This is a genomic window from Ferrovibrio sp., assembly GCF_041906005.1.
Classification (GTDB): Bacteria; Pseudomonadota; Alphaproteobacteria; order Ferrovibrionales; family Ferrovibrionaceae; genus Ferrovibrio.
The window spans coordinates 375280-388190 of sequence record NZ_JAYRJY010000001.1 but is presented as its reverse complement, the minus strand read 5'-3'; the positions used below and the strand labels follow the sequence as shown (position 1 = coordinate 388190).

Below are 12911 nucleotides of genomic sequence, written 5' to 3'. Positions count from 1 at the left end.
GCCGGTCATGGCAGAGGTTGAGGAACAGGCAGAGGCCCCCGCGACGGAGGAGCAGGAAACTGCACTGGCAACGGAGGAGCAAGTCGCCTCCCTGGTGCGCGACTTCTATGCCGCCGCCGATGCCGATCCGCTGCTGGGTCCGATGTTCCGGGCGGTGATCCCGGACTGGCAGGGCCACCTCGCCGTGGTGACCGATTTCTGGTCCCGGGTCCTGCTGGGGACCGACCGTTATGCCGGCTGCGTCATGAGCGCCCATGGCAAGCTGCGGATGAGCGAGGCCCAGTTCGACCGCTGGCTCACCCTGTTCCGCCAGGCCGCCGAGGCCAACCTGCCGCCGGCCGGGCAGAAGCGGGTGATGGAGGCGGCCGGCTTCGTCGACCAGCGCCTGCGCCACTGGCAGGCCGCCATCCGCGAACGGGAGTCCGCCCCCCGGCCGGGAGAGGGCTGAGGCGGGGGTAACCTTGCAGCGGACTGGCCGGGACGATATATCCTCGCCCGCCCCAGTCACGGAGTCCCTGATGCCGAAAATGACCTTCATCCAGCCGGACGGAAAGCGCGTCGAGGTCGAGGCGCCGGTCGGCCTGTCGGTCCTGGAGATCGCCCACAAGCACGGCATCGATATCGAGGGCGCCTGCGAGGGCTCGCTGGCCTGCTCCACCTGTCACGTGATCGTCGATCCGGCCTGGTACGGCAAGCTGCCCGGCGCCAAGCCCGACGAGGAAGACATGCTCGACCTCGCCTTCGGCCTGACCAAGACCTCGCGGCTGGGCTGCCAGCTTATCATGACCCCGGCGCTGGACGGCCTGGTGGTCAGCCTGCCGACCGCCACCCGCAACATGATGTGAGGGCGCGGCCCCTCAGTCCTTGAAGTAGCCCGGGAAGCGGGCGCGGATTTCGGCGCTGAAGGCCAGCGACCGCGACAGGTGGTCGCGCACCTCCCGGCAGGCGGTGGCCGGATCGCCGGCGGCGATGGCTTCCACGATGGCGGCATGATCCCGGATCGTCTGGTCCACCTTGCCCTTCATCGGCAGGTGCAGGCGGCGCAGCCGTTCGATATGGCCGTTGCGCCGCTGCATGACCGTCCACAGATCGGGCACGCCCGCGGCGTCATACATCATGCGGTGCATGGCGCGGTCGGTGGCGCTGAACTGCGCCAGGTCGCCGGCTTCGGCAAAAGCCCTCTGCAGCTTCAGATTCTGCCGCAGCCGCGCGACCAGCTCGGGATCTGGCTGGCTGGCCAGGTCATGGGCCGCCTCCACCTCGATAGAGCGGCGCAGGAAGGCGGCCTGGCGGGCATGGTCCAGGTCGATCCTGCTCACCATGGTGGCGTGCTGGGGGAAGATGTCGACCAGGGATTCCTCGGCCAGCTTCATCAGCGCGTCGCGGATCGGGGTGGAGCTCAGTCCAAACTGCAGCTGCAGCTCCTGCCGCGACAGCACCGTGCCCGGCGCCAGCTCCAGGCTGATGATCGCCTCGCGCAGCTGCTCGAACACCTGCGGCGCCGCATGGCGGGTGCGGTCGCGGGTCGGCTGCAGGCTGGAGGTGAAGCTGCCCATCGATTCCCTGTCTCAAGGTTCTCCTGTTTAACCCGTCCGCGGCCCGGGCGGGAAGGCAAAGCCGTCGCCGGCGCGCGAAGGGGGCAGGCCACTTTTCTGGCATGTTCTAGCACGCCACCCGAATTGACGCACTAATGCATTAGTGTTTCAATGCGGGTATAACAAGACCGAGGAGGAACCCCATGAAACCCATCCGTATCCTGGCGGCTGCCCTGGCCGCCGCCATATTCGCCGCCGCGCCCGCCGTGCTGGCCGCCGGCTACCCCGACCGCACCATCACTATCGTCGTGCCGTTCCCCGCCGGCGGCGCCTCCGACATCACCGGCCGCCAGATCGCCGCCAAGCTGGGCGAGACCATCGGCCAGACCGTGATCATCGACAACCGCGCCGGGGCCAACGGCTCGCTCGGCGCCGGGCTGGTCAAGCAGGCCAAGCCCGATGGCTACACCCTGCTGGTCGGTTCGATCGGCGTCTACGCCATCAATCCGGCCCTGTTCAAGGATCTGAAATACGATCCGCTGAAGGATTTCGATCTGCTCAGCGTTGCCGTGCGCACGCCCAACGTGCTGGTCGCCCATCCCGGCTTTCCGGCCAACAGCGTCGCCGAATTGATCGCCTATATGAAACAGAACCCTGACAAGGTGTCGTTCGCCTCGTCTGGCACTGGCTCGTCCGATCACCTGACCGCGGCCCTGTTCATGCAGAAGACCGGCGTGACCGGCGTGCATGTACCCTATAAGGGTGGTGCGCCGGCGATTACCGACCTGATCGGCGGCCATGCCAATGTCTCGTTCCAGAATCTGGGCGCCATCGCCAACCATGTGAAGGCCGGCAAGCTGAAGGCGCTGGCCGTTACCGCCGAGAAGCGTACCGCGGTGCTACCTGACGTGCCGACCATGGCGGAAGCAGGCGTGAAGGGCGTTGATGTCTATTCCTGGCAGGCCGCCGCCGCCCCCAAGGGCCTGCCGGCAGATGTGCGGGCCAAGCTGGAAAGCCAGATCATCGCCGGCCTGAAAACAGCCGACAGCACGGCCAAGTTCAACGACATCGGCTTCGACGTGGTGGCCAATACCGGCAAGGAATTCGAAAGCTTCCTCGCCGCCGAAATTGCCCGCTGGAAGAGCGTGATCGAAACCGGCAAGATCGCCGCCGAATAAGCAACAGGAATCGCAGGCGGCGGGTGATCCTGCCGCCTGCATTTGCTGAGTAGGGATAATGGCAGACAAAAAGAAGACCCCCGATCAACTACGCTCAGCGCGCTGGTTCGCGCCCGACGACCTGCGCAGCTTCGGTCACCGCTCGCGCATCATGCAGATGGGCTATGCCTCCATCGAATGGACCGGCAAGCCGCTGATCGCCATCGTCAACACCTGGTCCGACATCAACCCCTGCCACGCCCATTTCAAGCATCGCGTGGAAGACGTGAAGCGCGGTGTGCTGCAGGCCGGCGGCCTGCCCATCGAACTGCCCGCCATCTCGGTGTCGGAAAGCTTCGTTAAGCCAACCACCATGCTCTATCGCAACATGCTGGCGATGGAGACCGAGGAACTGATCCGCTCCCATCCAGTGGATGGCGTGGTGCTGATGGGCGGCTGCGACAAGTCCACGCCCGGCCTGATGATGGGCGCCACCAGCGCCGGCCTGCCGATGATCTACCTGCCGGCCGGCCCCATGCTGCGCGGCAACTGGAAGGGCAAGATCCTCGGCTCGGGCTCGGATGCCTGGAAATTCTGGGATGAACGCCGTGCCGGCAACATCTCCGACCGCGACTGGAACGACATCGAGGCCGGCATCGCCCGCAGCTATGGCACCTGCATGACCATGGGCACGGCCGCCACCATGATGGCGATCACCGAAGCCATCGGCATGACCCTGCCGGGCGCGTCGTCCATTCCCGCCGCCGATGCCAACCACATCCGCATGAGCAGCGAGTGCGGCCGCCGCATCGTCGAGATGGTGTGGGAAGACCTGACGCCGCAGAAGATCCAGACCCGCAAGGCCTACGAGAATGCCATTGCCGTGGCCATGGCTATGGGCTGCTCCACCAATGCCATCATCCACCTGATCGCCATGGCCCGCCGCGCCGGGCAGGATATCAGCCTGGAGGATTTCGAGATCGCCTCGCGCAAGGTGCCGGTGATCGCCAATATCCGGCCCTCGGGCGAGGCCTACCTGATGGAGGATTTCTTCTATGCCGGCGGCCTGCCGGCCCTGATGGGACGCATCAAACCGCATCTGCATCTCGATGCCGTGACGGTGACGGGCGAAACGCTCGCCGAGAACATCGCCCATGCCCAGGTCTACAACGACGACGTGATCCGCAGTGTGGACGATCCGATCTATGCCGAGGGGGCGCTGGCGGTGCTGAAAGGCAATCTCGCGCCCGACGGCTGCGTGATCAAGCCCAGCGCCTGCGAGCCGCGTTTCCTCAAGCATTCCGGTCCGGCGCTGGTCTTCGACGATTATCCGTCGATGAAGAAGGCGGTGGAGGACGAGAGCCTCGATGTCACCGCCGACCATGTGCTGATCCTGCGTAACGCGGGCCCATTGGGCGGCCCCGGCATGCCGGAATGGGGCATGCTGCCGATCCCGAAGAAGCTGGTGAAGCAGGGCGTGCGCGACATGGTGCGCATTTCCGATGCGCGCATGAGCGGCACCAGCTATGGCGCCTGCATCCTGCATGTGGCGCCGGAATCCTATATCGGCGGGCCGCTTTGTCTGGTGCGTAATGGCGATATCATCAGCATCGATGTGGACAAGCGCAGCATCTCGCTCGATGTGCCCGAGGCCGAGCTGGCCAGACGCCGAGCCGAATGGAAACAGCCCGAACCGCGCTACGAACGCGGCTATGGCTGGATGTTTTCCAAGCATATCAAACAGGCCGACCAGGGCTGCGATTTTGATTTCCTCGAAACCGCCTTCGGCGCGCCGGTGCGCGAACCCGACATTTTCTGAGCAGGATCAGACGACATGCCCCTGAAGCCCGAAACCCGTGACAAGCTGAAGACCGTCAGCACCGCCACGCTGGCCACCGCGCTCTACAAACGCGGCCTGCGCAACCAGTTCATCCAGGATGTGAAGCCGCTCAATCCGTCGCTGCCAACCATGGTGGGCGAGGCTTTCACCCTGCGCTACATGCCCGCCCGCGAGGACCTCAACCCGATCACCGTGTTCCAGAATCCTGAACATCCGCAACGCAAGGCGGTGGAGATCTGCCCGCCCGGTGCCGTGCTGGTGATGGATAGCCGCAAGGATGCCCGCGCGGCCTCGGCCGGCTCGATCCTGGTCTCGCGCCTGATGGTGCGCGGCGTGGCCGGCGTGGTCACCGATGGCGGCTTCCGCGATTCCGGCGAAATCGCGCAACTCCGGATTCCCGCCTTCCACAGCCGGCCCTCGGCGCCGACGAACCTGACGCTGCATCAGGCCATCGACATCAACGTGCCGATCGGCTGCGGCGATGCGCCGGTGTTTCCCGGCGACGTGATCGTGGGCGATGCCGATGGCGTGATGGTGATCCCGGCCGAGATCGCCGACGAGATCGCCACCGAGGCCGTCGAGATGACGGCATTCGAGGATTTCGTCACCGAGCAGGTGCTGGCCGGCCGCTCGATCCGCGGCCTCTATCCCGCCACCGATCCGCAGACCAAGGTGGATTTCGAGGCGTGGCGCAAACTGAAGGGCCGCTGAGGCGGCTATGCCGCACGGCCGTTATATGCCGGAAGGGAAAGCGCGCTAGCCGAACTTGAAGGGCCATGGTGGTCCGCACAGATGCCTGTTGCTGCAACCGCAAAGGGGAAGGGCAGGCATATGCTGAACGAATTCCTGTACGGCTATCCAAGTTTCATTGTCGGCCCGGTGGTGGTCGGCTTTTTCATCCTGGTCGGCATTACCGGGCAGTTGGCGGCGTTCCGGCTGGTGCCGGCGCAGTTGCGGCTCGAGAACAAGGACGCCACGGTCTACATGGCTTCGATCGTCGGCGTCATTTATGCCGTGTTGCTGGCCTTCATCGCCGTCGCGGCCTGGGAAAGCTTCAACAAGGCCGGCGAGGTGGCGCGCAAGGAGGCCGCCGAACTGGGCGATCTCTACCGCGACAGCCGCATGCTCGATCCCGACGTCAGCGAGGCCATGGACCGGCTGATGGAGCAGTATGTGCGCACCGTCATCGAGGAAGAATGGCCGGCGATGGCCTCTGGCGGCATGATCGGCAACAAGGGCTGGATCCTGCTGGAGCAGGTGGCAGGTGTGATGATGGCGGACACGCCGTCGGATCCGAAATCCGTCGCCTTGATGCAGGAAATGCTGACCCGCCTGAATGACCTCTACGATGCCCGGCGCGACCGTCTGCTGGCCGCCGAAGAGGAACTGGAACCCAGCGTATGGGTCGTGGTGCTGTTTGGCGGCCTGATCTCGATGCTGTTCTGCTGGATCTTCGGCACGCCGCATCGCGGCTTCCATCTCTTCGTCAGCAGCCTCGTGGCCGCCACATTCGGGCTGGTGATGTTTTTGATCGTGTCCTTCGACCTGCCATTTCGCGGCGCGGTGCAGATCAGGCCCGACGAATTCATCATGGTGCTGGGCGATATCGAGCGAATGAAGGCGACCTTGCGCTGATCGGTCGAACATACCGGGCGAGGGCAGATCCATGCTGGCTGATTTCTTCTATGGTCATCCGGGATATATCGTGGGGCCGGTGGTGGTCGGGTTCTTTACCCTGCTGGGACTGGCCGGGCAGGTGCTGATCTTCCGGCTGGTGCCGGCCCGGCTGCGGGATGAGAACCGGGATGCCACCATCTATATGGCCTCCACCGTCGGTATCATTTACGCCGTGCTGCTCGCTTTTATCGCGGTCGCCGCGTGGGAGAATTACAACAATGCCGGCGAGGTCGCGGTAGACGAGGCGTCGCAGATCGCCAATCTCTACCGGTCAAGCCGGCTGTTGGAATCATGGCCCGGCGACGAGGTGGGGCGGCGGCTGGAACTGTATGTCGAAACGGTGGTCGGCGAGGAGTGGCCGGCCATGGCGGCCGGCCGGCCGGTCAGCGAGAATGGCGCAATGCTGCTGGAAGAGGTCGCTGAGTTGCTGGCGAAATCCCTGCCCAACGATGCCAAGTCGGCGGCGTTGTTGCAGGAAATGCTCAGCCGCCTGCACGATGCCTATGAAGCACGGAAGAAACGCCTGCTGGCGGCCGATGAGGCGTTGAATCCCAGCATCTGGGTCGTGCAATTGCTGGGCGGGCTGATTTCCCTTGGCTTCTGCTGGATCTTCGGCGCGCCGCATCGCGGTTTTCATATGGTCGCCACCAGCCTGGTGGCGACCGCATTCGGTCTGGTCATTTTCCTGATCGTGTCATTCGACCATCCCTATCGCGGCGCGGTGCAGATCGGGCCTGATCCGTTTCAACGCCTGCATGGCAGCATCGAACGGATGAAGGCTACGCCGCACTGACCGGTGAAGTGTCGGTGATCCTGCCGGCCGGCACCAGCCGCGCGCTGGCGGTGGCGCGGCAGAGCAGGCGGCCCTGGACATCGCTGAGGCGGCCTTCGAGGAAGGCGATGGTGCGGCCATGCTGCACCACGCTGGCCTCGCCGATCAGCAGGCCGGGATTGGCCGGGTTGAGAAAGCTGATCGTCAGGTCGATGGTGGTGCTGAACAATGCGCCATCGGTCTTGAGCCAGATGGCCGGCCCCATCGTGTCGTCCAGCATGGCGGCCAGCATTCCGCCCTGGACGAAGCCGGCCGGATTGCGGAACTCGGGCCGGGCCTGAAAGCCGACGCGCACCCAGCCGCGTTCGGCATCGTGATCCAGCATGTGCCAGCCGAGCAGGGCGGCAGAGGGCGGCATCGGGATGCGGTCGAGCGCGGTGGGTGCGGAGATCGGGGAGGCGGTGTCTGGGGAGGCACTGCTTGGGGAGGCGGTGAGGGTGGCGGTCATTGTGGGGCCCGATCTGGTGAGAACCAGACACTAGGCCAGCCCTGCTGACAGCATCATGGCAGCAGCGTCGCGTTGCCCGGTCCGGACAATAAACAGGGCCACTGTGTTGATTGACATCAATGCTTGATTCCGGGTGGGGAAAGTAAATATCAGGCTGTTCAAGGCGACGGAATCATATTATATGTACACATATGATTTAGGCCGTGAGTTCCGGTCAGCCTTGCTGTATTCCCGCGCTGCCCCAGCCAAATACCGAGCCGAGCCATGACGTCACCTGCCACTGCCGCCGTCGCCGCCAATCCTGCCTCCGATGCGGCGCCCTCGCATCCGCTGCTCAAGCCCGGCGGCAACCTGCGTGAGGAGACGGTGACGTTTGTCCATCACTGGACCGACACGCTGTTCACCTTCAAGACGACGCGCGACCCCAGCTTCCGCTTCATCAACGGCCAGTTCGCCATGATCGGCCTGATCGTCGACAACAAGCCGCTGCTGCGCGCCTATTCGATGGTGAGCGCCAATTACGAGGAATTCCTGGAATTCCTCTCGATCAAAGTGCCGGACGGTCCGCTGACCTCGCGGCTGCAGCATATCAAGGTGGGTGATCGCATCATCGTCGGCAAGAAGGCAACCGGCACCCTGCTGCAGGACAACCTGACGCCGGGCAAGACGCTCTATCTGCTCTCCACCGGCACGGGCCTGGCGCCCTTCATGTCGGTGATCAAGGACCCGGATGCCTACGAGCGCTTTGAGAAGATCGTGCTGGTGCATGGCGTGCGCACGGTGGGCGAACTGGCCTATGAGGACTTCATCCTCAAGGAACTGCCGGAGAATGAATTCTTCGGCGAAGAGGTGAAGAAGAAGCTGGTTTATTACCCGACCGTGACCCGCGAGGCCTATCGCAACCAGGGCCGCGTCACCGACCTGATTTCGTCGGGCAAGCTGTTCACCGATCTTGGCCTGCCGCCGCTGAACAAGGCCACCGACCGCATCATGCTGTGCGGCAGCCCCGGCATGCTGGCCGACATGCGGTCGATGCTGGACGGTCTGGGCTGGCAGGAAGGTTCGACCACCGGCGCCGGCGAATACGTGATCGAGAAGGCCTTCGTCGAGCAGTAAGGCTTTACGAACCGCCGCGGCCGAGCGCCTGCATCAGCGCCGCGCCGGCCCAGGTGGCGGCCAGGCAGACCAGCACCGATACCGCCACGTTGCCGCCGGCCCGCAGCAGCAGGCCCTCGCGCAGCAGGCCGAGCGTCTGCAGGCTGAAGCTGGAAAACGTCGTGAAGCCGCCGCAGATGCCCACCATCAGGAAGAGGCGGGCAGAATCGCTCAGGCCCCAGCGGCTTTCACCGGCCGCCATGGCGGCGAAGATGCCGATGGCGAACGAGCCGGCGATATTGACCAGCACGGTGCCCCAGGGAAAAGCCATATGGGGAAATCCCGCATTGAGGCGCCCGTCGATGGCACCGGCCATCCAGTAGCGGGCGACGCTGCCCAGCGCGCCGCCGGCGGCGATATAGAGATAGGCGGTCATGTCAAACTGGCCATTTCGGGCGACGCTAGCGATTTTTGTCGCAGGCGTCAAAGCGCGCTTGGCCGCCGCCGCAGGCTTGGCTAGTCTGCGCGCCATGCCCGCGAATCCCGACTTCACCGAATTCGTCCAGGACCTGTTCGCCCCGCTGGGCGGCATCAGCGCCCGCCGCATGTTCGGCGGGGCCGGCCTGTATTGCCGGGGGGTGATGTTCGGGCTGGTCTATGATGACGCGATCTATCTCAAGGCCGATGCCGAGAGCAGCCAGGATTTCCTGGCGCGCGGTTGCGGCCCCTTCACCTATGAGGGCAAGGGCAAGCCTGTGCGTACCAGCTATTGGCAAATGCCGGCCGGTCTGGTGGATGACCAGGAGGAGGCTGTGGCCTGGGCGAAGCGGGCATTGACCATCGCCAAGGCCCAGAAAGCCGCCACTCCGCCGCCCTCGCGCCGGATCACACTGGGCGCTGCGCGGCGCCGTTAGGCGGCAAGAGAGTTCACCGCTGCTAGCGGTAAGAGGGGCGGGCGTTGTTTCAGGCCGCCTTGCTTTGCCCGTTGCCGCACGCCAGCGCCATTGCCTCGGTCAGCACGGCGGCATCGCCGATATGGTTCGCCAGCAGCAGCGTCAGTTTGGCCATGGTCTTCTGCGCGGTGGCGTCGTCCATGCCGTCGGTCATTTTCACCAGCGCCGCGTAGAAGGCGTCGGCATCGGCCAGGTTGGGATCGGTGTTGAGTTTCGCCATGGTCAGGCTCCCTCCAGTCCGGGAATGGTTTCGCCCTTGATTGTGCGGGCCAGGCCGCGGAACAGCGCGACCGTGTTGCCCTCCGCATCCTGAACGGCCATGTCGTAGACCGCGCTGCGGCCCGCACTTTCGCGCAACTCGGCCGTCGCCGTCAGCACCGTGCCGGGCAGCACCGGGCGCAGATAGGTGATGTCGCATTGCTGCGCCACGGCGTTGCGGTTGAAGGAATTGCAGGCATAGCCGAAGGCGGAATCGGCCAGCGTGAAGATCACGCCGCCATGGCAGGTGCCATGACTGTTCACCATGTCGGGCTGCACCGTCATGCGCAGGCGGCAGCGGCCCGGGCCCATTTCCAGCAATTCGATGCCGAGCCGTTGCGCGGCCAGGTCGCGTTGGGACGCGACTTTGCCGATGCGCTCGGCAATCTCCTGGGCGTCCAAGGTCACTGACCCGTGAACTTGGCGGGGCGTTTCTGCAGGAAGGCCATCACACCTTCGACGAAGTCGCGGCTGCGGCCGGCGACGCGCTGGGCCGAACGCTCGGCCTCGAGCTGGCTGTCGAGCGAGGCATTCCACGATTGCTGCATCAGCTGGCGGATCAGGCCGAGGCCAACCGTCGGCCCCCTGGCGAATTTGGTGGCCACCTTGCGCGCCTCGTCCATCAGGGCGGAATCGTCGACGCATTTCCAGATCATGCCCCATTCGGCGGCCGTGCTGGCCGGCAGGGGTTCGCCCAGCATGGTCAGGCCCTGGGCGCGGGCCGAGCCGACGAGGCGGGGCAGGAAATACGTGCTGCCGGCATCGGGCACCAGGCCGATATTGGCGAAGGCCTGCAGGAAGCTGGCCGACTGGCCGGCGATCACGATGTCGCCGGTCAGGGCCAGACTCATGCCGGCGCCGGCGGCCGGGCCGTTCACGGCGCAGACGATGGGCATGCGCAGGGCGGCCAGCTTGCGGATCACCGGGTGGTAGTTGTTGTGCAGGGCCTTGCCGAGATCCGGCATGCCGCCGTCTTTCGTCAGGTCGCCGCTGGCGAGATCGGCGCCGGAGCAGAAGCCGCGGCCCGCGCCGGTGATCAGCAGGCAGCGGATCGCGCTGTCGGCATCGATCTCCTCGATGGCGGCCAGCATCTCGACCATGATTTCGGTGTTCAGCGCATTCAGGCGGTCGGGACGGTTCAGCGTGATCGTGGCGACGCCATCCGCTTTGTCGACCAGCAGGGTATTGTAGGCCATAACGTTTCGCTCCCTTGTATGGCGAATACGCTAGCCGATTTTTCAGGAGGGTAGAACAGTCTCGGTCAGGTTGGCCGCAGTGGCTTCCGTTGCGGCAACCACACGGTTGCGGCCCGCCCGTTTGGCGCCATACAGCGCGGCGTCGGCGCGCTGCACGAAAGCGCTGAGCGCCTCGCCGGTGCGGTATTCGGCGACGCCGGCCGAGATGGTGATGCGGCCCAGTTCGTCGCCGGAATTGCGCTTCACCAGTTTGCGTGCCGCGATCAGGGCGCGGATGTTGTCGCCCAGTTTCACGGCCTGGTCGGCCCGGGTACGGGGCAGCAGCAGGGCGAATTCCTCGCCACCGTAACGCGCGGCCAGATCCTGGCCCTTCACATTGTCGCTGAGCGTGCGGGCGACGAGTTGCAGCACGGTGTCGCCGGTCTGGTGCCCATGGCGGTCGTTGAACAGCTTGAAATGGTCGATATCGAGCAGCATCAGGGCCAGCGGCTCGTTGTTGTCGACCGAGGCCTTGGCGAAGAGGGTGAGCGTCTGCTCGAAATTCTTGCGGTTGGCCAGGCCGGTGAGGCTGTCAGACAGCGCTTCGCGGCGGGCCTGCTCGAAATGCTCGCGCAGCTGCTGCACCTCGGCCGTGGTTTCGGCCAGGCGATCTTCCAGCGACTGGTTGCGCTGCTGCATGGCGCGGGTTTCCTGCAGCATGGCGCCGACCAGCGAGCCGAAGGCAGGGCCGTTGCCATGCGCGTCGAGCCGGTCGGAGAAATGCTCCAGCTTGTCGCCATAGGTGCGGGTATCCACCTCGGCCGCACCGACGAAGACGCGCAGTTCGTCCATCGCCTCCTGCAGCTTCTCGGTGGTTTCGCGCGAGGCGCGCAGCATGCGTGCGGGATTGAGGAATTCCTCGTAGAGCTGCAGCGTGGTATCGGGCGTGAACGGCGTCTTGGACGCCAGCAGCCCGTCGATGGCGCGGCTCAGGGCCGGGTCGCGGCCGGCATGGTATTCGTACCAGATGGTGAAATTGATCGGGGTCGGCGGAATCGAGAACCGCGTCATACTGGCCACCGCCGCGTGGGCGAATTCAGCCGCCTGATGCAGATCGTCGTGATACATCCTGCTCCCCTGCCGGCGGCGACCCTTCCCGGATCGTTACGCCGCCGGCCCATACTGTGGGACCGGCGGGGGCGGCTGGCAATGGGATTCGAAAGTATTTCCGACTAAATGCCGAGATAGCGGTGCTGGATGTCCGGGGCGGCGCGCAGGGCCGCGGAATCGCCCTGCCAGACCACGCGGCCTTTCTCGATCACGTAATGCCGGTTGGCAAGGCGGGTCAGCGCCTCGACATTCTTATCCACAACCAGGATCGACTGTCCGGTTTGTTTCAACCGTTCCAGACAGTTCCAGATTTCCAGCCGGATCAGCGGGGCCAGCCCCTCGGTGGCTTCATCAAGGATCAGCAGGTGAGGGTTGGTCATCAGGGCGCGACCGACGGCCAGCATCTGCTGCTCGCCACCCGACAATTGGTTCCCCATGTTATTCGCGCGCTCCGCGAGACGGGGAAACAGTTCGACGACGCGCTCGTAGGTCCAGGGGGTCTTGCTGTCGTTGCGGTTGGCGGCGGTGGCGATCAGATTCTCTTTCACCGACAGGTTGGGGAAAATCTGCCGGCCTTCCGGCACCAGGCCGACGCCGACCTTGGCGACCCGATAGGATGGCAGCTCGCGGATATCTTGGCCGCGGAAGCGAATCTTCCCGCGCGCGGCCGGAGTCAGGCCCATGATCGAGCGGATGGTGGTGGTCTTGCCCATGCCGTTGCGGCCCATCAGCGTGACCACCTCGCCCGGGGCGATGGCAATGCTCATGCCGAACAGCACCTGGCTGCGGCCGTAGAAGGTGTCGATCGAGTCGACGTCCAGCAGGCTCATC

17 protein-coding genes are annotated in these 12911 nt (G+C 65.0%); 9 read left to right on the top strand and 8 right to left on the bottom strand.

The window, feature by feature from the left end:
- The first annotated feature begins 7 nt into the window (after positions 1-7).
- Together ACE3OO_RS01980 and ACE3OO_RS01975 are read left to right on the top strand one after the other, a co-directional pair.
- The gene (locus tag ACE3OO_RS01980) at positions 8-448 is read left to right on the top strand and encodes a group III truncated hemoglobin (RefSeq protein ID WP_374299183.1); all 441 of its coding nucleotides are present in this window, start codon (positions 8-10) and stop codon (positions 446-448) included.
- Between the two features lie 70 nt (positions 449-518).
- Entirely contained in the window at positions 519-845 is a 327-nt protein-coding gene (locus ACE3OO_RS01975) for a ferredoxin family 2Fe-2S iron-sulfur cluster binding protein (protein ID WP_374299181.1), read from the top strand.
- Positions 846-857: 12 nt separating this feature from the next.
- Here ACE3OO_RS01975 and ACE3OO_RS01970 read toward each other — a convergent pair whose 3' ends face one another.
- Complete coding sequence (locus ACE3OO_RS01970) at positions 858-1556, bottom strand: GntR family transcriptional regulator (protein ID WP_374299179.1); 699 nt, start codon at positions 1554-1556, stop codon at positions 858-860.
- A gap of 182 nt (positions 1557-1738) precedes the next feature.
- Here ACE3OO_RS01970 and ACE3OO_RS01965 point away from each other — a divergent pair, with 182 nt between their 5' ends.
- From ACE3OO_RS01965 to ACE3OO_RS01945, 5 genes are all read left to right on the top strand, one after another.
- Complete coding sequence (locus ACE3OO_RS01965; RefSeq protein ID WP_374299177.1) at positions 1739-2713, top strand: Bug family tripartite tricarboxylate transporter substrate binding protein; 975 nt, start codon at positions 1739-1741, stop codon at positions 2711-2713.
- 58 nt (positions 2714-2771) lie between these two features.
- Positions 2772-4511 (top strand): L-arabinonate dehydratase, encoded by a 1740-nt coding sequence (gene araD / locus ACE3OO_RS01960; protein WP_374299175.1) that lies wholly within the window; start codon positions 2772-2774, stop codon positions 4509-4511.
- Between the two features lie 15 nt (positions 4512-4526).
- The gene (locus ACE3OO_RS01955) at positions 4527-5243 is read left to right on the top strand and encodes a ribonuclease activity regulator RraA (RefSeq protein WP_374299173.1); all 717 of its coding nucleotides are present in this window, start codon (positions 4527-4529) and stop codon (positions 5241-5243) included.
- Positions 5244-5363: 120 nt separating this feature from the next.
- Positions 5364-6167, top strand: a complete 804-nt coding sequence (locus ACE3OO_RS01950) for a hypothetical protein (RefSeq protein ID WP_374299171.1) — start codon at positions 5364-5366, stop codon at positions 6165-6167.
- 31 nt (positions 6168-6198) lie between these two features.
- Positions 6199-7002 (top strand): hypothetical protein, encoded by an 804-nt coding sequence (locus tag ACE3OO_RS01945; RefSeq protein WP_374299169.1) that lies wholly within the window; start codon positions 6199-6201, stop codon positions 7000-7002.
- Here ACE3OO_RS01945 and ACE3OO_RS01940 read toward each other — a convergent pair.
- Positions 6989-7489, bottom strand: a complete 501-nt coding sequence (locus ACE3OO_RS01940; protein WP_374299167.1) for a PaaI family thioesterase — start codon at positions 7487-7489, stop codon at positions 6989-6991. The two genes, ACE3OO_RS01945 and ACE3OO_RS01940, sit on opposite strands and share 14 nt — an antisense overlap.
- Before the next feature lie 264 nt (positions 7490-7753).
- Between ACE3OO_RS01940 and ACE3OO_RS01935 the strand changes: the two genes are divergently transcribed.
- Positions 7754-8605, top strand: a complete 852-nt coding sequence (locus ACE3OO_RS01935) for a ferredoxin--NADP reductase (RefSeq protein WP_374299165.1) — start codon at positions 7754-7756, stop codon at positions 8603-8605.
- A 4-nt stretch (positions 8606-8609) separates the two neighbouring features.
- Here ACE3OO_RS01935 and crcB read toward each other — a convergent pair whose 3' ends face one another.
- Complete coding sequence (crcB, locus tag ACE3OO_RS01930; protein WP_374299163.1) at positions 8610-9020, bottom strand: fluoride efflux transporter CrcB; 411 nt, start codon at positions 9018-9020, stop codon at positions 8610-8612.
- A 94-nt stretch (positions 9021-9114) separates the two neighbouring features.
- On the opposite strand from crcB, the gene ACE3OO_RS01925 reads away from it, so the two are divergent.
- Positions 9115-9498, top strand: a complete 384-nt coding sequence (locus ACE3OO_RS01925; protein ID WP_374299162.1) for a TfoX/Sxy family protein — start codon at positions 9115-9117, stop codon at positions 9496-9498.
- Between the two features lie 49 nt (positions 9499-9547).
- Here ACE3OO_RS01925 and ACE3OO_RS01920 read toward each other — a convergent pair whose 3' ends face one another.
- From ACE3OO_RS01920 to ACE3OO_RS01900, 5 genes are all read right to left on the bottom strand, one after another.
- Complete coding sequence (locus tag ACE3OO_RS01920; protein ID WP_374299160.1) at positions 9548-9757, bottom strand: DUF2783 domain-containing protein; 210 nt, start codon at positions 9755-9757, stop codon at positions 9548-9550.
- A gap of 2 nt (positions 9758-9759) precedes the next feature.
- On the bottom strand, positions 9760-10203 hold the full coding sequence (paaI, locus tag ACE3OO_RS01915) for a hydroxyphenylacetyl-CoA thioesterase PaaI (protein WP_374299158.1): 444 nt from the start codon (positions 10201-10203) through the stop codon (positions 9760-9762).
- Positions 10200-10991 carry an enoyl-CoA hydratase-related protein gene (locus ACE3OO_RS01910; protein WP_374299156.1) on the bottom strand — a complete coding sequence of 264 codons (792 nt, stop codon included), beginning with the start codon at positions 10989-10991 and terminating at the stop codon, positions 10200-10202. The genes paaI and ACE3OO_RS01910 overlap by 4 nt, the downstream gene beginning before the upstream one ends.
- A 42-nt stretch (positions 10992-11033) precedes the next feature.
- Positions 11034-12098, bottom strand: a complete 1065-nt coding sequence (locus ACE3OO_RS01905; RefSeq protein ID WP_374299154.1) for a GGDEF domain-containing protein — start codon at positions 12096-12098, stop codon at positions 11034-11036.
- Positions 12099-12202: 104 nt separating this feature from the next.
- Positions 12203-12904: an ABC transporter ATP-binding protein gene (locus ACE3OO_RS01900; protein ID WP_374304647.1), complete on the bottom strand. Its 702-nt coding sequence runs from the start codon at positions 12902-12904 to the stop codon at positions 12203-12205.
- Positions 12905-12911 lie beyond the last annotated feature (7 nt).

Coding starts and splice junctions, on each gene's coding strand:
- ACE3OO_RS01980 (WP_374299183.1), top strand. CDS start 8: ATGGCAGAGGTTGAGGAACAGGCAGAGGCCCCCGCGACGGAGGAGCAG.
- ACE3OO_RS01975 (WP_374299181.1), top strand. CDS start 519: ATGCCGAAAATGACCTTCATCCAGCCGGACGGAAAGCGCGTCGAGGTC.
- ACE3OO_RS01970 (WP_374299179.1), bottom strand. CDS start 1,556: ATGGGCAGCTTCACCTCCAGCCTGCAGCCGACCCGCGACCGCACCCGC.
- ACE3OO_RS01965 (WP_374299177.1), top strand. CDS start 1,739: ATGAAACCCATCCGTATCCTGGCGGCTGCCCTGGCCGCCGCCATATTC.
- araD (WP_374299175.1), top strand. CDS start 2,772: ATGGCAGACAAAAAGAAGACCCCCGATCAACTACGCTCAGCGCGCTGG.
- ACE3OO_RS01955 (WP_374299173.1), top strand. CDS start 4,527: ATGCCCCTGAAGCCCGAAACCCGTGACAAGCTGAAGACCGTCAGCACC.
- ACE3OO_RS01950 (WP_374299171.1), top strand. CDS start 5,364: ATGCTGAACGAATTCCTGTACGGCTATCCAAGTTTCATTGTCGGCCCG.
- ACE3OO_RS01945 (WP_374299169.1), top strand. CDS start 6,199: ATGCTGGCTGATTTCTTCTATGGTCATCCGGGATATATCGTGGGGCCG.
- ACE3OO_RS01940 (WP_374299167.1), bottom strand. CDS start 7,489: ATGACCGCCACCCTCACCGCCTCCCCAAGCAGTGCCTCCCCAGACACC.
- ACE3OO_RS01935 (WP_374299165.1), top strand. CDS start 7,754: ATGACGTCACCTGCCACTGCCGCCGTCGCCGCCAATCCTGCCTCCGAT.
- crcB (WP_374299163.1), bottom strand. CDS start 9,020: ATGACCGCCTATCTCTATATCGCCGCCGGCGGCGCGCTGGGCAGCGTC.
- ACE3OO_RS01925 (WP_374299162.1), top strand. CDS start 9,115: ATGCCCGCGAATCCCGACTTCACCGAATTCGTCCAGGACCTGTTCGCC.
- ACE3OO_RS01920 (WP_374299160.1), bottom strand. CDS start 9,757: ATGGCGAAACTCAACACCGATCCCAACCTGGCCGATGCCGACGCCTTC.
- ACE3OO_RS01910 (WP_374299156.1), bottom strand. CDS start 10,991: ATGGCCTACAATACCCTGCTGGTCGACAAAGCGGATGGCGTCGCCACG.
- ACE3OO_RS01905 (WP_374299154.1), bottom strand. CDS start 12,098: ATGTATCACGACGATCTGCATCAGGCGGCTGAATTCGCCCACGCGGCG.